The organism is Enterobacter mori (assembly GCF_025244905.1).
Lineage (GTDB): Bacteria > Pseudomonadota > Gammaproteobacteria > Enterobacterales > Enterobacteriaceae > Enterobacter > Enterobacter mori_A.
Window position 1 is genome coordinate 610,702 of the sequence record NZ_CP104285.1, and the last position, 19,488, is coordinate 630,189.

20 protein-coding genes and 3 tRNA genes are annotated in these 19,488 nt (G+C 55.4%); 14 read left to right on the top strand and 9 right to left on the bottom strand.

Features of this window, described 5'->3' with window-relative positions; translation table 11 throughout:
• Window positions 1–46: 46 nt before the first annotated feature.
• The gene (locus N2K86_RS02925; RefSeq protein WP_260660412.1) at window positions 47–1,111 is read right to left on the bottom strand and encodes a GGDEF domain-containing protein; all 1,065 of its coding nucleotides are present in this window, start codon (window positions 1,109–1,111) and stop codon (window positions 47–49) included.
• A gap of 215 nt (window positions 1,112–1,326) precedes the next feature.
• Here N2K86_RS02925 and N2K86_RS02930 point away from each other — a divergent pair, with 215 nt between their 5' ends.
• Complete coding sequence (locus tag N2K86_RS02930; protein WP_260660413.1) at window positions 1,327–1,596, top strand: DUF1435 domain-containing protein; 270 nt, start codon at window positions 1,327–1,329, stop codon at window positions 1,594–1,596.
• Window positions 1,597–1,636: 40 nt separating this feature from the next.
• On the opposite strand, the gene N2K86_RS02935 is transcribed toward N2K86_RS02930, so the two are convergent.
• The 4 genes from N2K86_RS02935 to rsmC all read right to left on the bottom strand — a co-directional run bounded on the left by N2K86_RS02935 (window position 1,637) and on the right by rsmC (window position 3,161).
• Window positions 1,637–1,723, bottom strand: a tRNA-Leu gene (locus N2K86_RS02935).
• A 33-nt stretch (window positions 1,724–1,756) separates the two neighbouring features.
• Window positions 1,757–1,843 (bottom strand) — tRNA-Leu (locus tag N2K86_RS02940).
• Between the two features lie 28 nt (window positions 1,844–1,871).
• Window positions 1,872–1,958, bottom strand: a tRNA-Leu gene (locus N2K86_RS02945).
• Window positions 1,959–2,132: 174 nt separating this feature from the next.
• On the bottom strand, window positions 2,133–3,161 hold the full coding sequence (gene rsmC, locus N2K86_RS02950) for a 16S rRNA (guanine(1207)-N(2))-methyltransferase RsmC (RefSeq protein ID WP_089599241.1): 1,029 nt from the start codon (window positions 3,159–3,161) through the stop codon (window positions 2,133–2,135).
• Window positions 3,162–3,263: 102 nt separating this feature from the next.
• Here rsmC and N2K86_RS02955 point away from each other — a divergent pair, with 102 nt between their 5' ends.
• The 8 genes from N2K86_RS02955 (at window position 3,264) to N2K86_RS02990 (ending at window position 9,633) form a co-directional block, all read left to right on the top strand.
• Window positions 3,264–3,677, top strand: a complete 414-nt coding sequence (locus N2K86_RS02955) for a DNA polymerase III subunit psi (protein WP_174341088.1) — start codon at window positions 3,264–3,266, stop codon at window positions 3,675–3,677.
• Entirely contained in the window at window positions 3,646–4,089 is a 444-nt protein-coding gene (gene rimI / locus N2K86_RS02960; RefSeq protein ID WP_260660414.1) for a ribosomal protein S18-alanine N-acetyltransferase, read from the top strand. The genes N2K86_RS02955 and rimI overlap by 32 nt, the downstream gene beginning before the upstream one ends.
• A 20-nt stretch (window positions 4,090–4,109) precedes the next feature.
• Window positions 4,110–4,787 (top strand): pyrimidine 5'-nucleotidase, encoded by a 678-nt coding sequence (yjjG, locus tag N2K86_RS02965; protein ID WP_260660415.1) that lies wholly within the window; start codon window positions 4,110–4,112, stop codon window positions 4,785–4,787.
• A 91-nt stretch (window positions 4,788–4,878) separates the two neighbouring features.
• Window positions 4,879–6,468, top strand: coding sequence for a peptide chain release factor 3 (prfC, locus tag N2K86_RS02970; protein ID WP_238460608.1), 1,590 nt, complete (start codon window positions 4,879–4,881; stop codon window positions 6,466–6,468).
• A gap of 304 nt (window positions 6,469–6,772) precedes the next feature.
• Entirely contained in the window at window positions 6,773–7,390 is a 618-nt protein-coding gene (gene osmY / locus N2K86_RS02975; protein ID WP_260660416.1) for a molecular chaperone OsmY, read from the top strand.
• A 127-nt stretch (window positions 7,391–7,517) separates the two neighbouring features.
• Window positions 7,518–7,679: a DUF1328 domain-containing protein gene (locus tag N2K86_RS02980; RefSeq protein ID WP_003856556.1), complete on the top strand. Its 162-nt coding sequence runs from the start codon at window positions 7,518–7,520 to the stop codon at window positions 7,677–7,679.
• 122 nt (window positions 7,680–7,801) lie between these two features.
• Window positions 7,802–8,854 (top strand): patatin-like phospholipase family protein, encoded by a 1,053-nt coding sequence (locus N2K86_RS02985; protein WP_108417145.1) that lies wholly within the window; start codon window positions 7,802–7,804, stop codon window positions 8,852–8,854.
• Window positions 8,851–9,633 carry a TatD family hydrolase gene (locus N2K86_RS02990; protein WP_260660417.1) on the top strand — a complete coding sequence of 261 codons (783 nt, stop codon included), beginning with the start codon at window positions 8,851–8,853 and terminating at the stop codon, window positions 9,631–9,633. The genes N2K86_RS02985 and N2K86_RS02990 overlap by 4 nt, the downstream gene beginning before the upstream one ends.
• On the opposite strand, the gene N2K86_RS02995 is transcribed toward N2K86_RS02990, so the two are convergent.
• Window positions 9,628–10,488 carry a YjjW family glycine radical enzyme activase gene (locus N2K86_RS02995; RefSeq protein WP_260660418.1) on the bottom strand — a complete coding sequence of 287 codons (861 nt, stop codon included), beginning with the start codon at window positions 10,486–10,488 and terminating at the stop codon, window positions 9,628–9,630. The two genes, N2K86_RS02990 and N2K86_RS02995, sit on opposite strands and share 6 nt — an antisense overlap.
• Window positions 10,463–12,010, bottom strand: a complete 1,548-nt coding sequence (locus N2K86_RS03000; RefSeq protein ID WP_260660419.1) for a YjjI family glycine radical enzyme — start codon at window positions 12,008–12,010, stop codon at window positions 10,463–10,465. Before N2K86_RS03000 ends, N2K86_RS02995 begins: the two co-directional genes overlap by 26 nt.
• 262 nt (window positions 12,011–12,272) lie before the next feature.
• On the opposite strand from N2K86_RS03000, the gene deoC reads away from it, so the two are divergent.
• The 4 genes from deoC to deoD all read left to right on the top strand — a co-directional run bounded on the left by deoC (window position 12,273) and on the right by deoD (window position 16,599).
• Entirely contained in the window at window positions 12,273–13,052 is a 780-nt protein-coding gene (gene deoC / locus N2K86_RS03005) for a deoxyribose-phosphate aldolase (protein ID WP_003856543.1), read from the top strand.
• 101 nt (window positions 13,053–13,153) lie between these two features.
• A complete protein-coding gene (gene deoA, locus N2K86_RS03010) occupies window positions 13,154–14,476 on the top strand; it encodes a thymidine phosphorylase (protein WP_260660420.1) in 1,323 nt (440 codons plus the stop codon).
• Between the two features lie 53 nt (window positions 14,477–14,529).
• A complete protein-coding gene (gene deoB, locus N2K86_RS03015; RefSeq protein ID WP_260660421.1) occupies window positions 14,530–15,753 on the top strand; it encodes a phosphopentomutase in 1,224 nt (407 codons plus the stop codon).
• A gap of 126 nt (window positions 15,754–15,879) precedes the next feature.
• Window positions 15,880–16,599, top strand: a complete 720-nt coding sequence (gene deoD, locus N2K86_RS03020; protein WP_003856538.1) for a purine-nucleoside phosphorylase — start codon at window positions 15,880–15,882, stop codon at window positions 16,597–16,599.
• A gap of 61 nt (window positions 16,600–16,660) precedes the next feature.
• On the opposite strand, the gene lplA is transcribed toward deoD, so the two are convergent.
• Both lplA and N2K86_RS03030 read right to left on the bottom strand, forming a co-directional pair.
• Window positions 16,661–17,677, bottom strand: coding sequence for a lipoate--protein ligase LplA (gene lplA / locus N2K86_RS03025; protein WP_260660422.1), 1,017 nt, complete (start codon window positions 17,675–17,677; stop codon window positions 16,661–16,663).
• A 39-nt stretch (window positions 17,678–17,716) separates the two neighbouring features.
• Window positions 17,717–18,361 carry a YtjB family periplasmic protein gene (locus tag N2K86_RS03030; protein WP_108417139.1) on the bottom strand — a complete coding sequence of 215 codons (645 nt, stop codon included), beginning with the start codon at window positions 18,359–18,361 and terminating at the stop codon, window positions 17,717–17,719.
• 117 nt (window positions 18,362–18,478) lie between these two features.
• Here N2K86_RS03030 and serB point away from each other — a divergent pair, with 117 nt between their 5' ends.
• A complete protein-coding gene (gene serB / locus N2K86_RS03035; protein WP_025757501.1) occupies window positions 18,479–19,447 on the top strand; it encodes a phosphoserine phosphatase in 969 nt (322 codons plus the stop codon).
• Window positions 19,448–19,488 lie beyond the last annotated feature (41 nt).

A 19,488-nucleotide genomic window follows, 5' to 3' on the forward strand; every position in this document is an offset into this window, starting at 1 on the left:
ATAAAAACGATCGCAAGCCTTTTGTCCTGAATGTTGGATGTCGGGCTTAAGCTGTCTGCAACTCGTCGCTGAGCAGGATGTTATTACGCCCCATGTGCTTCGCTTCGTAGAGGGCTTTATCCGCTTTCTCCAGCGCGCCTTCCGGGTCATCGTCATCATAGATGGCGATACCGATACTGATGGTGACGTTTGTTGCAACGCTTTCGTTGAACATATGCGGGATTTTTAAATCGTAGACTTTCTGGCGGATGCGCTCAGCCGTCTGGCGGGCATGATCAAGCGAGATGCTCGTCAGTAATACCATAAACTCCTCACCGCCAAAGCGCGCGACGATATCGCGTGAGCGTACGGCATCACGGATCGCCGCTGAGACGCGGATCAGCGCCTGGTCGCCCATCATGTGGCCGTAATGGTCGTTGTATGCCTTAAAATGGTCGATATCCAGCAGCATAACGAAGTGTTCACCATTATCGACTCTCGGCAGGTTTTCCAGTCGGCTTTGCAGGCCGCGACGGTTATACAGGCCGGTGAGCGGATCCATCATGCTGAGATCGGAAAGCGTCTCGCGTTCTTCCAGGAGTTGGGAAAGAAGCGTCTGAGCAAAGCGATCGTTACGTTTTTGCAGGATGTTATGTATGCCAATCGCCGCTACCGGGAGGGCAAAGGAGTAGATCATTCTCATCCAGCTTTCATGACTGCCTAACCACAGGCAGGCAATAAAGGCGGGTAATGAATGAAGAGTAAATGCCTTGATATTACTGGCAAATGCCAGGGAGCCTATAAAAAGCACGGTTAAGAGCGCCATGACTAAATATGTCGCCCGATCGTGCGTAATTAACGAAAATTTCGAGACAATTTGCCAGGCCCACAAAATACCGAAGATCGCTGAAACGACGGGAATATTGATCTTGCGGGTTCTCTCTTTCCAGTGCCAGGCGAACAAACCCGTGCTGAGAATAAAAATAGCCACCAGGGGGAACGAGAACAGGCGTACAGAATAGAGCGGGTTTGTTACCGAGAACACCGCTGAGGCTGCGTTCAGAAAGAGAAATAAACGTAAAGATAATTGATATTTGCTGTTGACCAAAGACCGCCAGGATTGTGATGTCATAGTAATGCTTTTTTATTAATATTTAATTAAAACAGATGAATAGGTGTTGTTGGAAAATAGTAAAAGCAAAAAAGATGAATAGTAATTATCAGAAAATCTTTATAGGGAGTTAACAGATGAGCAATTTATCACCTTAGACATTTCCTGTCATTATGGGAAAGGTAAAGGTCCATGGATTTTGATGATGAATGCTGACAAATGATAATTGTTATCATATGATATTGGTTATCATTATTGATGCGAAAGGGCAAACCATGTTGAGCAAAGCGCTGGGAAGTGGTTGGGGAGTGTTGCTGCCTGGGGCAATGATTGGCGGTCTGATGTTTGCCGATCTCTCCATCGATATCTGGAAAGCCATTATTGTTTCAGGGCTGTTAGTCACGTCAGGGATGATCTGGCATAAGCAATTACGGCACTTTGTGCTGCTGCCTTCATGCGTTGCGCTGGTCAGTGGAATACTGGTAATTCTGATGAGTTTGAAATAACCGGAAAAACAAGAGGTACTACAGAGGCGCGTAAGATAATTGGTGCGAGGGGGGGGACTCGAACCCCCACATCCGTAAGGACACTAACACCTGAAGCTAGCGCGTCTACCAATTCCGCCACCTTCGCACAGTCATCTTACTTTTTTTGATATCGCCTCGTTGGTGCGAGGGGGGGGACTCGAACCCCCACATCCGTAAGGACACTAACACCTGAAGCTAGCGCGTCTACCAATTCCGCCACCTTCGCCCAGTGCGAGCAATATCAACGTGATTTATGGTGCGAGGGGGGGGACTCGAACCCCCACATCCGTAAGGACACTAACACCTGAAGCTAGCGCGTCTACCAATTCCGCCACCTTCGCATACCATCGATACTGTAAAAGTATCGTAACCACGGAGGCGCATTCTAGATGTTTTCAGCTTTACGTCAACTGAAAAGTGCGCACCTTTTATTGATTGCTGCAAAAATGGCCGGAACTGAGACGCCTGCTTGCCGGATGGCGCTTGCGCTTATCCGGCCTGCATTGCATGGCGAATTATTTCTTCGCCTGACGCGTCATGACGGTGCGGTAGACTTTGAAGCGACCGGTCTGGGCGATCACTTCGTGGAAGCCAAAGGTTTCGTCCAGCACTTTCGGGTACGCGAGGAAGGCGTTTGCAACGATACGCAGCTCGCCGCCGCTGTTAAGGTGACGGGTTGCACCACGGATCAGCGTTTGTGCCGCTTCAAGGCTAGTTTCCATACCGTCGTGGAACGGCGGGTTGGAGATAATCATGTCGAAACGACCGGTAATGTCAGAGAAGACGTTGCTGGCAACCACTTCCCCTTCAATGCCGTTTGCGGCAAGCGTTGCGCGGCTGGCTTCTACCGCCGGGGCGCTGACATCACACAGGGTTAAACGCACTTTTGGCGAATGGCTGGCAAGCACTGTAGAGAGCACGCCCGCGCCGCAGCCCACGTCCAGCACTTTGCCTTTGGTGTGCGGCGTCAGGGTAGACAGCAGCAGTTTGCTACCCACATCCAGATAGTCGCGGCTGAACACGCCCGGCAGGGTTTTGATGGTTAAGTCGTCTAACTGATACTCGTCCCAGAATGCATCGGCATCAAATGTTGCCTGTTTTTCCAGACGGCCATGGTACAGACCACAGCGACGCGCGCTATCGACTTTATTCAGTGGTGCGAACGCTTCCAGCATCTGTTCTGCGCTGCGCACGCCGCTGCGGTTTTCACCGACCACGAAAATATCGCAGCCAACGGGCAGCAGGGAGAGCAGGTTCATCAGCTGGAACTGGGCTTCCGGTTTGTTCTTCGGCCAGTAGTAGATCAGCGTGTCGCAGTCGGCAACGTCGCTCTGTTCTGCCACCAGGCTAAAGCGCGCACGCTCGCCCATCTGGCGGCTCAGCACCTGCCAGTGGTGGTAGTATTGCGTATGGGCACGGCTTTCAGCACAGTCGAAACGCGCAGGCAGGTCATCCTGCATATCTCCGGCAAACAGAATACGGCTTTGTTCGAAATCATCACTGTGACGCAGCAAGACTTCACTTGCCGGGGTAAATGCAGACATGAATTGTTCCTCAATAAACTCAGGCGGGGATTATAGTAGGTAGATGGCGCACTTTCGACACATTTGCTATATTTGCGCGCCTGAGAGACAGGAGTTTTCCCTATGACATCCCGACGAGACTGGCAGTTGCAGCAGCTGGGCATTACCCAGTGGGCCTTGCGTCGCCCGACGGCGTTGCAGGGCGAAATCGCCATTTCCATCCCTGCGCACGTTCGGCTGGTGATGGTGGCGGAAGAACTGCCTGCCCTGAATGAACCCCTTATCGGTGATGTCCTTCGCAGCCTGAAGCTGACGGCCGACGAGGTTTTACAGCTGACGCCAGAGCGTGTCGCGATGCTTCCTCCCGAAAGCCGCTGTAACAGCTGGCGCATCGGGGAGATAAACGACATGCCTCTCCAGGGGAGCCAGATCTGCTCGCCAGCGCTGGACGAACTGAAAGCCAACCCAAAAGCGCGAAGCGCGCTATGGCAACAAATCTGCGAATATGAACACGATTTCTTCCCTCACGACGTTTGACCTGAACACCGCGTTTGCGATTGAAACACGCGCCCATGCCTTTCCGTGGAGCGAAAAAACCTTCGCCAGCAACCAGGGCGAACGGTACCTGAACTACCGCCTGGACGTTGACGGCACCATGGCCGCCTTCGCGATTACGCAGGTTGTTCTTGATGAAGCGACGCTGTTTAACATCGCCGTTGATCCCGCGTTTCAGCGCCGTGGGCTGGGAAGAGAACTGCTCGAGCACCTCATCCGTGAGCTCGAAACCCGTGACGTTTTCACCCTGTGGCTGGAGGTGCGCGCGTCGAATGTCGCCGCCATCGCGCTCTATGAAAGCTTAGGCTTTAACGAGGCGACAATCCGCCGTAACTACTACCCCACCGCAGAGGGACGTGAAGACGCCATCATAATGGCCCTGCCGATTGGATAACGAAAAATAAGGTTGTAACGATGAAATGGGACTGGATTTTCTTTGATGCCGACGAGACGCTGTTTACGTTCGATTCGTTCGGCGGCCTACAGCGGATGTTTCTCGACTATAGCGTGACCTTCACCGCTGAAGATTTTCAGGACTATCAGGCGGTGAACAAGCCGCTGTGGGTGGATTACCAGAACGGTGCCATCACTGCGTTACAACTTCAGCACCAGCGCTTTGACGTTTGGGCGGAACGTTTAAATGTCAGTCCGGGGACGCTGAACGAGGCGTTTCTGAACGCGATGGCGGATATCTGTGCGCCACTGCCGGGCGCGGTTTCTCTGCTTAATGCGTTAAAAGGCAAGGTAAAACTGGGGATCATCACCAACGGTTTTACCGCCCTGCAGCAGATCCGCCTCGAGCGCACCGGCCTGCGTGATTATTTCGACGCGCTGGTGATTTCCGAAGAGGTGGGCGTACCGAAGCCGGACCCGCGTATTTTTGACTACGCGCTGACGCAGGCTGGCAATCCTGACCGCGATCGCGTCCTGATGGTGGGGGATACCGCAGAGTCTGATATTCTTGGCGGCATCAATTCCGGCCTGTCGACGGTCTGGTTGAATGCGCATGGTCGTGTGCAGCCGGAAGGCATCGAGCCGACCTGGACCGTCACGTCATTGAACGAACTGGAGCAGCTCCTGTGTAAACAATGATTGCCTGCCCCCTATTGATGGGTAAAATAGCCGCAATTTTGTATTCCATGATGCGTGGCGTGCTGCCGCGCTTATAAAAGAAGATTTAATTATGACGTTGTCTCCTTATCTGCAAGAGGTGGCCAAGCGCCGCACTTTTGCCATTATCTCGCACCCGGATGCCGGTAAAACGACCATCACCGAGAAGGTGTTGCTGTTCGGACAGGCGATCCAGACTGCGGGTACCGTAAAAGGCCGTGGCTCCAGCCAGCACGCAAAATCTGACTGGATGGAGATGGAAAAGCAGCGTGGTATTTCGATTACCACCTCCGTGATGCAGTTCCCGTATCACGATTGCCTGGTGAACCTGCTGGACACCCCAGGCCACGAAGACTTCTCCGAAGATACCTACCGTACCCTGACGGCGGTTGACTGCTGTTTGATGGTGATCGACGCCGCAAAAGGGGTAGAAGATCGTACCCGTAAGCTGATGGAGGTCACCCGTCTGCGCGATACGCCGATCCTCACCTTCATGAACAAACTTGACCGTGACATCCGTGACCCGATGGAAGTGATGGACGAAGTTGAAAGTGAACTGAAGATCGCCTGTGCGCCAATCACCTGGCCCATCGGCTGCGGTAAGCTGTTTAAAGGGGTTTACCACCTCTATAAAGACGAAACCTACCTGTATCAGACCGGTAAAGGCCACACCATTCAGGACGTCCGCGTTGTTAAAGGCCTGGATAACCCAGAACTGGATACTGCCGTCGGCGAAGAACTGGCCGCGCAGCTGCGCGACGAGCTGGAACTGGTGAAAGGCGCATCTCACGAGTTCGATAAAGAGCTGTTCCTGGCGGGTGAAATCACCCCGGTCTTCTTCGGTACCGCGCTGGGTAACTTCGGCGTTGACCACATGCTGGACGGTCTGGTGGAGTGGGCTCCACGCCCGATGCCGCGTAAAACCGACACCCGTGAAGTGGAAGCGCAGGAAGAGAAGTTCACCGGCTTCGTCTTTAAAATTCAGGCCAACATGGACCCGAAACACCGCGACCGCGTAGCCTTTATGCGCGTGGTGTCCGGCAAGTATGAGAAGGGTATGAAGCTGCGCCAGGTGCGTACCGGGAAAGATGTGGTGATCTCCGACGCGCTGACCTTTATGGCGGGCGACCGTTCGCACGTTGAAGAAGCCTATCCGGGCGATATCATTGGTCTGCATAACCATGGCACCATCCAGATCGGTGATACCTTCACTCAGGGTGAAATGATGAAGTTCACCGGTATTCCGAACTTCGCGCCTGAGCTGTTCCGTCGTATTCGCCTGCGCGATCCGCTGAAGCAGAAACAGCTGCTGAAAGGCCTGGTTCAGCTGTCCGAAGAGGGCGCTGTGCAGGTGTTCCGTCCCATCGCCAACAACGATCTGATCGTAGGCGCGGTCGGTGTGCTGCAGTTCGACGTGGTGGTTGCGCGTCTGAAGAGCGAATATAACGTGGAAGCGATTTACGAGTCTGTGAACGTCGCGACCGCGCGCTGGGTGGAGTGTTCTGACGTGAAGAAATTCGAGGAATTTAAGCGTAAGAATGAGATCCAGCTGGCGCTGGATGGCGGCGATAACCTGACCTATATCGCCCCAACCATGGTAAACCTGAACCTGACGCAGGAACGTTATCCTGACGTTCAGTTCCGCAAAACCCGCGAGCACTAATCCCCTCTCAGAGCACGGCTGCCGCCGTGCTCTTCTTTAATTCCTGTCTTATTAATCCCTTGCGGAATGTTCTTAATTCACGGCAATTTTACGCCTTTTGCTCATTTTCTATCCGATTCTGAAAGCGACACTGTGAGAGTGATCTATATTTAACTCAGTGTTTAGCACCGGGTGTGGATGAATTAACTGTTCAATGCATGACTTGAGGTTCTCCATTTCACCCGTGTGCTTATTCGCGAAATATAAAACTAGTAATAAAGGACGTTTGTCGCTCGAATGACGAGCAAAACACAGGAATACATCGATGAATATGACAAGACTGAAGATTTCTAAAACTCTGCTGGCTGTGACTCTGGGTAGCGTTCTGGTTAGCGGTTCTGCCCTGGCGGAAAGCAGCACCATGGATAAAGCACAGTCCACTGCCAACACCGCAGGGGAAAAAATCGATAGCTCTATGAATAAAGTCGGTAATTTCATGGATGACAGCTCTATCACAGCAAAAGTGAAAGCCGCTCTGGTGGATGATGAAGCCATCAAGAGCACCGACATTTCCGTGAAGACCGACAAAAAAGTCGTCACCCTGAGTGGCTTCGTGGAAAGCCAGGCCCAGGCCGAGCAGGCAGTAAAAGTGGCGAAAGGGGTTGAGGGCGTAACGGACGTGAGTGACAAACTGCACGTACGTGACGCCAAAGAGTCTTCCGTCAAAGGTTATGCCGGGGATGCGGCAACCACCAGCGAAATCAAAGCTAAACTGTTAGCAGATGACATCGTGCCTTCCCGTAAGGTGAAAGTGGAAACCACTGATGGTGTGGTGCAGCTTTCCGGCACGGTTGATTCCCAGGCACAAATTGAACGTGCCGAATCTATTGCGAAAGCGATTGATGGTGTGAAAAGCGTTAAAAACGATCTGAAAGCGAAGTAAATCTTCACCATTCGCCCGCCTGGCTGAGGCCTGCGGGCGAAATAAGAACGACTCTGGAAAAACGCTGGTGAGTGACCTGAGCGCTCACGTTTAGCGGCCGACATTAACTATGGTAAAGGAGAGGCTTATGTTTCGTTGGGGCATTATATTTCTGGTTATCGCGTTAATTGCCGCCGCTTTGGGCTTTGGTGGATTGGCGGGTACAGCGGCATGGGCAGCAAAAATTGTCTTCGTCGTTGGTATTATTCTGTTCCTGGTCAGCCTGTTTACGGGTAGACGCCGTCCTTAGCAAAACGCAATATTTCATAAACAAAGTAAAGCCAGTCCTCGCGACTGGCTTTTTCTCGTTTGAGAACCTGAAGAGATGGCGTTACTGTGTCTGAACAAAATAATGAAAACAGGAAGGCAGAGGTGGGGCAGCGAATTCCCGTTACGCTCGGCAATATTGCGCCGCTGACGTTAAAACCGTTCCGCACGGGTCAACTTGCACTGGTTTGTGAAGGTGGTGGACAGCGCGGCATTTTCACCGCAGGCGTGCTGGACGAATTTATGCGCGCGCAGTTCAACCCGTTTGACCTCTACTTCGGTACCTCTGCCGGAGCACAGAACCTTTCCGCTTATGTCTGCAACCAGCCCGGCTACGCGCGCAAAGTGATTATGCGCTACACCACAGCAAAAGAGTTTTTCAACCCGGTGCGCTTCGTGCGCGGCGGGAACCTGATCGATCTCGACTGGCTACTGGACTCCACGTCCAGTCAGATGCCGCTGGCAATGGACACCGCCGCCCGTCTGTTTGATGCCGGAAAAGAGTTCTGGATGTGCGCCAGCCGGGGTGATGATTACTCGCCGGGTTACTTTTCTCCGCAGAAAGAGAACTGGCTGGATATTATCCGCGCCTCGAGCGCCATTCCCGGTTTTTATCGAACCGGTGCGCTGCTGGATGGCATCAGCTATCTGGACGGTGGGATCAGTGACGCGGTGCCGGTTCAGGAGGCCGCCCGACGCGGGGCGAAAACCATCGTGGTGATCCGTACCGTACCGTCGCAAATGTATTACACGCCGCAGTGGTTCAAACGCATGGAGCGCTGGCTGGGCGACAGCAGCCTGCAGCCGCTGGTGAACATCGCGAAGCAGCATGAAACCACCTACGGTGCGATGCAGCGTTTCATTGAAAAACCGCCGGGAAAACTGCGTATATTCGAAATTTACCCGCCGAAGCCGCTACTGAGCATGGCGCTTGGCAGCCGTATTCCAGCGCTGCGCATGGATTACAAGACGGGACGACTGTGCGGACGTTACTTCCTGGCGACGGTCGGGAAAATGCTGGCGGAACAGCCCCCTCTGCATCGGCATAAACGCATTATCACCCCGCCTGCGATTGTCGCCAACGACCCGCTGACCATGCCGCTGGTGGATATTCCCCAGGCGAACGATGTTCCACTGGATAACGAGGATCTGGCGTGACGCACCGCTTTGTCGATACCCATTGTCACTTTGATTTTCCCCCCTTCACCGGCGACGAGGTGCTCAGCATTGAACGCGCCGCTCAGGCGGGAGTCGACGCGATTATTGTGCCCGCGATTGAAGCGGCGTATTTCGAGCGCGTTCTCGATCTCGCCCGCCGTCACGACGCATTGTATGCCGCACTGGGTCTGCATCCTATCGTCATCGAACATCATCTGGACGACCATCTCGACAGGCTGGACGCTGTTTTGCAGACGGCCGAGAAGAAACTGGTTGCCATCGGTGAGATCGGCCTCGATCTTTATCGTGAGAACCCGCATTTTGAACGGCAGCAGACGCTCCTCGACGCGCAGCTAAGGCTGGCGAAGCGTCACGATCTGCCGGTGATCCTCCATTCGAGACGCACGCACGATAAGCTGGCGATGCACCTGAAACGCATCGATCTGCCGCGCAGGGGCGTTGTACACGGTTTCTCCGGCAGCCTGCAGCAGGCGCAGCGTTTTATCGAGCTGGGCTATAGCATTGGCGTCGGGGGAACCATTACCTATCCGCGCGCCAGTAAAACCCGTGACGTGATCGCACAGCTGCCGCTGTCGGCGCTTCTGCTGGAAACGGATGCGCCGGATATGCCGCTGAATGGTTTTCAGGGCCAGCCGAATCGCCCGGAACAGGCGGCGCGCGTGTTCACTACCCTGTGTGAACTGCGTCCGGAGTCGGCGGCGGTGATTGCCGATGCGCTGCTTGAGAACACGCGTACGCTATTTGGTATCACGCTATAGATAGAGCGACGGGCGGATCACGGTGATCCGCTGTTCTTCCAGGGCCAGAGCCAGCGGTTCCACGTCGTCCGGCGTCGCGCTACGCCATGACGCCGCCTCACCATAAACGCCGTGGGCGTGAAATGCATTGATTCGCACAGGAATGTTTCCAAGCCCGAGAATAAATGTCGTCAGCGGTTTGAGATGTTCCAGATAATCACATTGTTCTGGGATGACCAATAAGCGGAGTTCCGTCAAACGGTGACGATCTGCCAGCCAGCGAATGCTCTGTTTAATCTGCGGGTTTTCGCGCCCGGTCAGGAAGCGGTGATGCTCGTTCCCCCATGCCTTGAGATCCAGCATTGCGCCATCAAGCACCGGCAGCAGCTTTTGCCAGCCGGTTTCGCTTAACAAACCATTGCTGTCCACGAGACACGTCAGATGGCGCAGGGCCGGATCGGCTTTGATCGCGGTGAACAGGGCGATCAAAAACGGCAATTGTGTTGTGGCTTCACCGCCGCTCACGGTGATCCCTTCGATAAAGGGGGCGGATTTGCGGACCAGGGTGAGGATCTCTTCTACGCTGAAGCGGTGCGCCATGGGCGTTGCCTGCTGCTGGCAGAGGTGAAGGCAGGTATCACACTGCTGGCAGTCACTCTCCTGCCACCAGACGCGCCCGGCCTGAATGGTCAGCGCATCGTGCGGGCAGTGAGGCACGCAGTCGCCACAGTCGTTGCAGCGACCGATCGTCCACGGGTTATGGCAGGTTTTGCAGCGCAGGTTACAGCCCTGCAGGAACAGGGCCAGGCGGCTGCCCGGCCCGTCCACGCAGGAAAAAGGAATGACCTGACTAACTAAAGCGCATCTGCTGTTCATGGCTTATCACGCGCGGCTGACGTTCCAGAATACGGGTATTGCGTGCGGCTTCTTCCCCCAGCCACGTGGTGTTGGTTCTCGAACCCGCTTCCCGGTATTTCTCCAGATCCGATAGTCGCACCATATAGCCAGTGACGCGCACCAGATCGTTACCCGCCACGTTAGCGGTGAATTCACGCATACCGGCCCTGAACGCGCCCAGGCAAAGCTGAACCACCGCCTGAGGATTGCGTTTGACCGTCTCCTCCAGGGTGAGAATATCGCTGATTCCGGAATGATAATGCTTGTGATGTGGCGCAACGGCCAGCAGATGGCTGATGGGGTCCGGCTCATCGCCGTAAGGCAGGCGCGCGCCCGGCGTAGTGCCCGAGTCGGAACTGATCCCCGACTGCGCATGCAGCATCGCGCGATGCTTCCAGCCGTGCTTCACCGGCGTGTTTTCAACGAATGCCGCGAGCTGCTCGCTGATGCGATACCCCAGCGCGTTAGCCTGTTCGTCTTTACCGTAACGGCCCTCGATGCCTTCCTTCTCGCAGAGTACGTTCACCGCTTCCGCCAGACCGTACATGCCAAACATGGGCACAAACCGATCGGCCTCAATCAGCCCCTCTTTCACCAGGAAGCTATTCTCAAAGAAGCCAGATTGCGCATACAGAAAATCGCAGCGCGCATCGATGATGGCAATTTGCTGCTGGCAGTAGTGCGGGAGCATGCGGGTGAAGAAGTCTTCCATTGACGTGCTGTGTTCGGCAATGGCTTTAAGGTTAAGGCGTACAAGGGTGCTACCACCGCCTGCAAGCGGCAGGGAGTTGTAACAACTCACCACGCCATAGCGACCTTTTGTGAAAATTTTATCATTCACCGGACCATTGGAAACATGCGGTTTACTGCATTCACATATGTTTTTCGCCACCTCAAGCAGCAAATCGTCCGGGGTGATATCGGGATCGTAGATAAAGGTCAGATTCGGCGCAACCTGCTTCAGCTCTGCATCAGCACGCAGGATAGCGCGCGTAACGGGCGTATCCGCCGGGCCGATATTGGCGTGCATAAAGGCATCCGGCAGGGTCCTGTCGAGATAGCGCCAGAAACGTTTTATTCGGCTATCGATCTCTTCTTGTGTTAGAATTCTAACATAAGGGTTCAGTATTGCATCCAACTGTCCGAGATAGACGGGCATCGATGTGACGGACGGAACATGGTGATAGAGGATGGTTAACAGCGAGAGGGCATCGTCGAGATCTTTTGCCCCTTCCAGCTCCAGCCATTCTGAACCGTTAGCCAGAAATTTTGCGTAATCCGGCAGAACGTAACGGGGTTTGTAAGGCGCATGACCTTCGAACATGTCGCAGATAAAACCCTCGTCCAGCGCGGCGCGTGCTGCCTGCGGCAGGGCGGGATAGGGGAGATCGTTTTCCGCTTCCAGCGCCAGAAAATGACGTTTTTGCTCAGGCGTTAACACCGGGCTTGTCACAATGTGCTGGCAACGTTGTTGCAGGGCGTCGGGGCTGGAGTGGGTCATGTGCGCTTCCTTTAGTATTCTGCGGATGATGAACAGATTGTAGAAAGCCAGCCTGTCGGGGCTTTTGATCCGACAGGGGGTATCGCTGCTTTAGTCAGCAATTAGCGCGATAAAGTTTGAAGAAGATCTCATTACAGTAATGCAAATTTGTACGCGGTTTTCATTAACTGTGATGAATGTCGAAGTGTGGATGCGGGTGAATGTTAGAATACTCACAGACCCGCAAGGTAAAATTTATACGGCACTGCCGTTGGAGAATGTTATGACCGATTTAACTGCAAGCAGCCTGCGCGCGTTGAAACTGATGGACCTGACCACCCTGAACGATGACGACACCAATGAAAAAGTCATCGCCCTGTGCCATCAGGCGAAAACGCCGGTGGGTAACACCGCAGCCGTCTGTATCTACCCGCGCTTTATCCCGATTGCCCGTAAGACTCTGAAAGAGCAGGGTACACCGGACGTGCGCATTGCAACCGTAACTAACTTCCCGCATGGCAACGATGATATCGAGATTGCGCTGGCAGAAACCCGCGCGGCGATTGCTTACGGTGCAGACGAAGTTGACGTGGTGTTCCCGTACCGCGCGCTGATCGCCGGCAACGAGCAGGTCGGTTTTGACCTGGTGAAAGCCTGTAAAGACGCGTGCGCGGCGGCAAACGTGCTGCTGAAAGTGATCATCGAAACCGGCGAGCTGAAAGAAGAAGCCCTGATTCGTAAAGCGTCTGAAATCTCCATCAAAGCCGGTGCCGATTTCATCAAAACCTCTACCGGTAAAGTGCCGGTTAACGCCACCCCGGAAAGCGCGCGCATCATGATGGAAGTGATCCGCGACATGGGCGTGTCCAAAACCGTAGGTTTCAAACCTGCGGGTGGCGTGCGTACCGCTGAAGACGCGCAGCAGTTCCTGGCGATTGCCGACGAACTGTTCGGCGCAGACTGGGCCGATTCCCGTCACTACCGCTTTGGCGCATCCAGCCTGCTGGCCAGCCTGCTGAAAGCGCTGGGTCACGGCGACGGTAAGAGCGCAAGCAGCTACTAAGTTTGAATTGCCGGGTGGCGCTACGCTTACCCGGCCTACCCGGATTGTGGTCGGGTAAACCGTACCCGCCACCATTCACCCGATTCCGCATGGGGGTTACCGTGTTTCTCGCACAAGAAATTATTCGTAAAAAACGTGATGGTCATGCATTAAGCGACGAAGAGATCCGCTTTTTTATCAACGGCATTCGTGACAACACCGTCTCTGAAGGGCAGATTGCGGCTCTGGCGATGACCATCTTCTTCCACGATATGTCGATGCCTGAGCGCGTGTCGCTGACCATGGCGATGCGAGATTCTGGAACCGTTCTTGACTGGAAAAGCCTCAACCTCAACGGCCCGATTGTGGATAAACACTCCACCGGCGGCGTAGGCGACGTAACCTCCCTGATGCTTGGCCCAATGGTGGCAGCCTGCGGCGGTTACGTTCCAATGATCTCCGGGCGCGGCCTGGGCCACACCGGCGGTACGCTCGACAAACTGGAAGCCATTCCGGGCTTCGATATCTTCCCGGACGACGGCCGCTTCCGCGACATTATTAAAGACGTTGGCGTGGCGATTATCGGCCAGACCAGCTCTCTCGCCCCGGCAGACAAGCGTTTCTACGCAACCCGCGATATTACCGCGACCGTTGATTCCATCCCGCTGATCACCGCGTCGATTCTTGCCAAAAAGCTGGCAGAAGGTCTGGACGCCCTGGTGATGGACGTGAAAGTGGGCAGCGGCGCGTTTATGCCGACCTATGAACTTTCTGCTGCGCTGGCCGAAGCGATCGTTGGCGTCTCCAACGGCGCGGGCGTGCGCACTACGGCATTACTGACGGACATGAACCAGGTGCTGGCGTCCAGCGCCGGTAACGCCGTCGAAGTCCGCGAAGCCGTCCAGTTCCTGACGGGTGAATACCGCAACCCGCGTCTGTTCGACGTCACCATGGCGCTGTGCGTTGAGATGTTAATCTCCGGCAAGCTGGCCAAAGACGATGCGGAAGCGCGCGCGAAACTGCAGGCGGTGCTGGATAACGGCAAAGCGGCAGAGATCTTCGGCCGCATGGTTGCAGCCCAGAAAGGCCCCACCGATTTCGTCGAGAACTACGCGAAATACCTGCCAACCGCGATGCTCAGCAAAGCCGTTTATGCGGATACCGAAGGTTTCGTCTCCGCAATGGATACCCGTGCCCTCGGTATGGCGGTGGTTTCAATGGGCGGCGGACGTCGTCAGGCATCGGACACCATTGATTACAGCGTCGGCTTTACCGATATGGCGCGTCTGGGCGACAGCATTGACGGCCAACGTCCGCTGGCGGTGATCCACGCCAAAGACGAAGCCAGCTGGCAGGATGCGGCAAAAGCCGTGAAAGCGGCAATTATGCTTGACGATAAAGCACCGGAAACCACACCGACTGTCTATCGCCGTATCACTGAATAACGGTATACTGATCTGATCGCTATTTTTTGAAGCACTACGTACGGAGAACAATTATGAAACGTGCATTTATTATGGTGCTGGACTCATTCGGCATCGGCGCAACTGAAGATGCAGATCGTTTTGGTGACGTGGGTTCCGATACCATGGGTCACATCGCGGAAGCCTGTGCCAAAGGCGAAGCGGATAACGGTCGTAAAGGTCCTCTGACCCTGCCAAACCTGACCCGCCTCGGGCTGGTGAAAGCCCACGAAGGCTCTACCGGTAAAATCGCAGCCGGTATGGATGCTAACGCGGAAGTCGTGGGCGCCTACGCCTGGGCGCACGAGCTCTCTTCCGGTAAAGATACACCGTCCGGTCACTGGGAAATCGCCGGTGTGCCGGTTCTGTTCGACTGGGGCTACTTCTCCGATCACCAGAACAGCTTCCCGCAGGAGCTGCTCGATAAGCTGGTCAAACGTGCCAACCTGCCGGGCTATCTGGGCAACTGCCACTCTTCCGGTACCGTGATTCTGGACGAACTTGGCGAAGAGCACATGAAAACCGGCAAGCCGATTTTCTACACCTCTGCCGACTCCGTGTTCCAGATTGCCTGCCACGAAGAGACCTATGGTCTGGATAAACTCTACGAACTGTGCGAAATCGCCCGTGAAGAGCTGACCGAAGGCGGCTACAACATCGGCCGCGTGATCGCGCGTCCGTTTATCGGCGACAAAGCGGGTAACTTCCAGCGTACCGGTAACCGTCACGACCTGGCCGTTGAGCCACCGGCACCGACAGTGCTGCAGAAGCTGGTCGAAGAGAAAGACGGCCACGTGGTTTCCGTGGGTAAAATCGCGGACATCTACGCCAACTGCGGCATCACCAAAAAAGTGAAAGCCACCGGTCTGGATGCGCTGTTCGATGCCACCATCAAAGAGATGAAAGAAGCGGGTGACAAGACCATTGTTTTCACCAACTTCGTGGACTTCGACTCCTCCTGGGGTCACCGTCGTGATATCGCGGGTTACGCCGCCGGTCTTGAACTGTTTGACCGCCGTTTGCCAGAGCTGATGGAGCTGGTGGGTGAAGATGACATTCTGATCCTGACCGCGGACCACGGCTGCGATCCAAGCTGGACCGGTACCGACCACACACGTGAGCACATTCCGGTGCTGGTGTACGGCCCGAAAGTGAAGCCGGGTTCGCTCGGTCACCGTGAAACCTTCGCGGACATCGGCCAGACCATTGCGAAATACTTTGGTACGTCTGACATGGAATATGGCAAGGCCATGTTCTAAATCGTGCTGGGTGCGGCCTGATGCCCTCACCCCGGCCCTCTCCCACAGGGAGAGGGAGAACAGAATGTAGGCCGGGTAAGGCGTAGCCGCCACCCGGCAAAAACAACAATGTAAAAGGAACTGAAGATGGCAACTCCTCACATTAATGCAGAAATGGGTGATTTCGCTGACGTCGTATTGATGCCGGGCGACCCGCTGCGCGCGAAGCACATTGCTGAAACCTTCCTGGAAGACGTGCGTGAAGTGAACAACGTTCGCGGCATGCTGGGCTTCACCGGTACCTATAAAGGCCGCAAAATCTCCGTTATGGGCCACGGTATGGGTATCCCATCCTGCTCTATCTACACCAAAGAGCTGATCACCGATTTCGGCGTGAAAAAAATCATCCGCGTTGGCTCCTGCGGCGCGGTGCGTATGGACGTTAAGCTGCGTGACGTGGTGATCGGCATGGGCGCGTGCACCGACTCTAAAGTCAACCGCATCCGCTTTAAAGATCATGACTTTGCGGCCATCGCTGACTTTGACATGGTGCGTAACGCGGTTGACGCGGCAAAAGCGCTGGGCGTTGACGCGCGCGTGGGCAACCTGTTCTCTGCCGATCTGTTCTACTCGCCAGAAGGCGACATGTTCGACGTGATGGAGAAATACGGCATTCTGGGCGTGGAAATGGAAGCGGCGGGTATCTACGGCGTTGCGGCTGAGTTTGGTGCAAAAGCGCTGACCATCTGCACCGTGTCTGACCATATCCGTACCCACGAGCAGACGACCGCTGCCGAGCGTCAGACGACCTTCAACGACATGATCAAAATCGCGCTGGAATCCGTTCTGCTGGGCGATAAAGAGTAATTCTGTCTCTTCCCGCCCTCTCCCTGTGGGAGAGGGCGGGGGTGAGGGCACCAAACCGCACTTAGCGCACGGCCTGTGCAATCCACGCCGACAGCTCACGCAGCTCTTTTTCCTGCTCCGGAAAATCCCCTATCAACGCGTCGCACTCCTGCTGCAGCATATCCGCCCGATACAAACAGCCCTGCAAACGAGCCGCCAGCGCCTCTAACGGTGCCGGGTTCAGGCTATCGGTAAATACCTGCGTGCGGGTGATATGGCCTTTCTCCACGTCAAAATGCAGCTCCACGCCGCCCCAGGTAAAACGCTCATCCAGCAGATGGGAAAACGCAGGCGCCTGACCAAAGTTCCACTCCCAGCTGCTCTGGCGGGCGAAGGTTTCCGCGAAGTTGGGCAGGTCCGGAGTTTTGTCAGGCGAGATCACCTCCGCGTCCACGCGCTCGCCGTGATGTTCAAAGAACGCGTCACGGATCGCATCGCAAATCTGCCCGTGCGTAATCCCCGGCAGCAGTTCAACCAGATTCGCTACGCGCCCACGCACGGAGGTAATCCCTTTAGCCTGGAGCTTTTTCTTATCAGGATTCAGGTAGTTAGCCAGACGGCTCAGGTCAGCGTTCAGCAGCAGGGTGCCGTGGTGGAAGCCGCGATCCATCGTTTCGCGGTAGGCGGAGCCGGAGACCTTCCGATCGCCCTCGGGGGTTTTCACCACCAGATCGTTACGCCCGGACGCTTCAGCCGTCACGCCGAGTGAATTGAGCGCGTTGAGGACGATGGACGTTGAGATAGTTTTGTCGTATTCCGGTTTGCCCGCCATAAAGGTAAAGCAAGTATTGCCCAGATCGTGGAACACCGCGCCGCCGCCGCTGCTGCGGCGCGCCAGGCGGACGTTGTCCTCTTCCATGCGTCGCGTGTTGCACTCTTTCCACGGGTTTTGCGCGCGGCCAATAACTACCGTGTCGGCATTGCGCCAGAGAAACAGCACGCGCTGGGTGGCGGGCATCTGGCGGAAGATGCACTCTTCCACCGCGAGATTAAACCAGGGATCGTAAGAGTCAGAGATAAGCAGGCGTAACGTCGTCATGGCAAAGTTCCTTTTCTGAGTCATTCGCCTACTTTATCACTATTCTTTCTTCTCGCTCTCTTCGTCTTCAGGAACCGACTTGCTTGCGGTCAGCAGGAACGGTGACTGCTGCCAGCGGGTACGCTTGCCCTGAAGTAGGGTACGCGCCAGCACAACGCCAATGGCCAGCGAAAGCAGCAGCATCAGGCGCAAAATATTGGTGGTGTTATCGACCTGTTTGGCTTCGGTCGGCAGGGTGTGGGTGTCGAGCGTCAGGCGCAGATAGCCCAGCGGACCATTCTTGCCCTGAATGGGTTCGACGATCTGCTGGTTAAAGTAGCCCCCGGCTTTTTTGCCGTCCAGCGCCAGCCTGTCGCGCACATTAACGTGCTCGCCCGCGCGGGCAATCAGGTCTCCTTGCTCATCGTAAACCCCGGCATCCAGAATACGGCTGTTTTCAGTGAGTTGACGTAAAACCTGGCCTATCCGCTTATCGTCAGGCGTTTCAGTACGCATTGAGGGTGCAACGTTGAGCGTGACCTGACGCGCCAGCGTGCGGGCCAGCTCTTCAAACTGAGGGTTACGTTGCCGTTGATGGTTCTGGCTAAACCACGATGCCCCTTGCATCAGCGCCACCAGAAGTGCGAGACAGATCAGGACAATCACGGCGCGATGAAGCCGGAATTTCAGTTTTGCGCGAGCCATATTCCACCTGCTGAAAATTTACGGCTTAATGTTGCCAGAAGTGATGGTTACAGGGTAGCCTCATGCGTTATTTTCCCTCTGGAACCTTCCGGCGCGAACGAATTTACAGGAGCTTTAATGCCGAACATTACCTGGTGCGACCTGCCAACGGATGTCTCTTTATGGCCAGGATTGCCGCTCTCTTTAAGTGGCGATGAGGTGATGCCTCTGGATTACCACGCCGGTCGTAGCGGCTGGCTGCTGTACGGACGCGGTCTGGACAAGCAACGCCTGACCCAGTACCAAAGCAAACTGGGGGCCGCGATGGTTATCGTCGCCGCCTGGTGCGTGGAAGACTACCAGGTCATCCGCCTGGCGGGCTCCCTGACGCAGCGTGCGACGCGTCTGGCGCATGACGCCGGGCTTGACGTCGCGCCGCTGGGTAAAATTCCGCACCTGAAAACCCCGGGCCTGCTGGTCATGGACATGGACTCTACCGCCATTCAGATCGAGTGCATTGACGAGATTGCGAAACTGGCGGGCAGCGGCGAGCTGGTGGCGGAAGTCACAGAACGTGCGATGCGCGGCGAGCTGGATTTTACCGCCAGCCTGAGACAACGCGTGGCGACCCTGAAAGGGGCAGACGCCAACATCCTGCGCCAGGTGCGCGACGTGCTGCCGCTGATGCCAGGGCTGACGCAGCTGGTGCTGAAGCTGCAGTCTCTCGGCTGGAAAGTGGCGATCGCCTCTGGTGGCTTCACTTTCTTCGCGGATTACCTCAGGGAAAAACTGCATTTGACCACTGTGGTGGCCAATGAACTGGAGATCATGGACGGCAAGCTGACCGGCCAGGTGATCGGCGATATTGTGGATGCCCAGTACAAAGCCAATACGCTGACGCGTCTGGCGGAAAAATATGAAATTCCGGTCGTCCAGACCGTCGCCATTGGCGATGGCGCGAACGATCTGCCGATGATCAAAGCGGCTGGCCTGGGCATTGCCTACCATGCCAAGCCAAAAGTGAATGAAAAGACGGAAGTGACTATCCGTCACGCTGACCTGATGGGAGTGTTCTGCATTCTCTCCGGCAGCCTTAATCAGAAATAGTGCCAGGGCTTGTAGGCCGGGTAAGCGAAGCGCCACCCGGG

Excerpts from the sequence above, each read along its gene's own strand:
- lplA (WP_260660422.1), bottom strand. The coding sequence starts at position 17,677 with ATGACGACGTTACGCCTGCTTATCTCTGACTCTTACGATCCCTGGTTT.
- N2K86_RS02925 (WP_260660412.1), bottom strand. The coding sequence starts at position 1,111 with ATGACATCACAATCCTGGCGGTCTTTGGTCAACAGCAAATATCAATTA.
- yjjG (WP_260660415.1), top strand. The coding sequence starts at position 4,110 with ATGAAATGGGACTGGATTTTCTTTGATGCCGACGAGACGCTGTTTACG.
- prfC (WP_238460608.1), top strand. The coding sequence starts at position 4,879 with ATGACGTTGTCTCCTTATCTGCAAGAGGTGGCCAAGCGCCGCACTTTT.
- osmY (WP_260660416.1), top strand. The coding sequence starts at position 6,773 with ATGAATATGACAAGACTGAAGATTTCTAAAACTCTGCTGGCTGTGACT.
- deoD (WP_003856538.1), top strand. The coding sequence starts at position 15,880 with ATGGCAACTCCTCACATTAATGCAGAAATGGGTGATTTCGCTGACGTC.
- rimI (WP_260660414.1), top strand. The coding sequence starts at position 3,646 with ATGAACACGATTTCTTCCCTCACGACGTTTGACCTGAACACCGCGTTT.
- serB (WP_025757501.1), top strand. The coding sequence starts at position 18,479 with ATGCCGAACATTACCTGGTGCGACCTGCCAACGGATGTCTCTTTATGG.
- N2K86_RS02955 (WP_174341088.1), top strand. The coding sequence starts at position 3,264 with ATGACATCCCGACGAGACTGGCAGTTGCAGCAGCTGGGCATTACCCAG.
- N2K86_RS02995 (WP_260660418.1), bottom strand. The coding sequence starts at position 10,488 with ATGAACAGCAGATGCGCTTTAGTTAGTCAGGTCATTCCTTTTTCCTGC.
- N2K86_RS03000 (WP_260660419.1), bottom strand. The coding sequence starts at position 12,010 with ATGACCCACTCCAGCCCCGACGCCCTGCAACAACGTTGCCAGCACATT.
- deoC (WP_003856543.1), top strand. The coding sequence starts at position 12,273 with ATGACCGATTTAACTGCAAGCAGCCTGCGCGCGTTGAAACTGATGGAC.
- N2K86_RS02930 (WP_260660413.1), top strand. The coding sequence starts at position 1,327 with ATGATATTGGTTATCATTATTGATGCGAAAGGGCAAACCATGTTGAGC.
- deoB (WP_260660421.1), top strand. The coding sequence starts at position 14,530 with ATGAAACGTGCATTTATTATGGTGCTGGACTCATTCGGCATCGGCGCA.
- rsmC (WP_089599241.1), bottom strand. The coding sequence starts at position 3,161 with ATGTCTGCATTTACCCCGGCAAGTGAAGTCTTGCTGCGTCACAGTGAT.
- N2K86_RS02980 (WP_003856556.1), top strand. The coding sequence starts at position 7,518 with ATGTTTCGTTGGGGCATTATATTTCTGGTTATCGCGTTAATTGCCGCC.
- N2K86_RS03030 (WP_108417139.1), bottom strand. The coding sequence starts at position 18,361 with ATGGCTCGCGCAAAACTGAAATTCCGGCTTCATCGCGCCGTGATTGTC.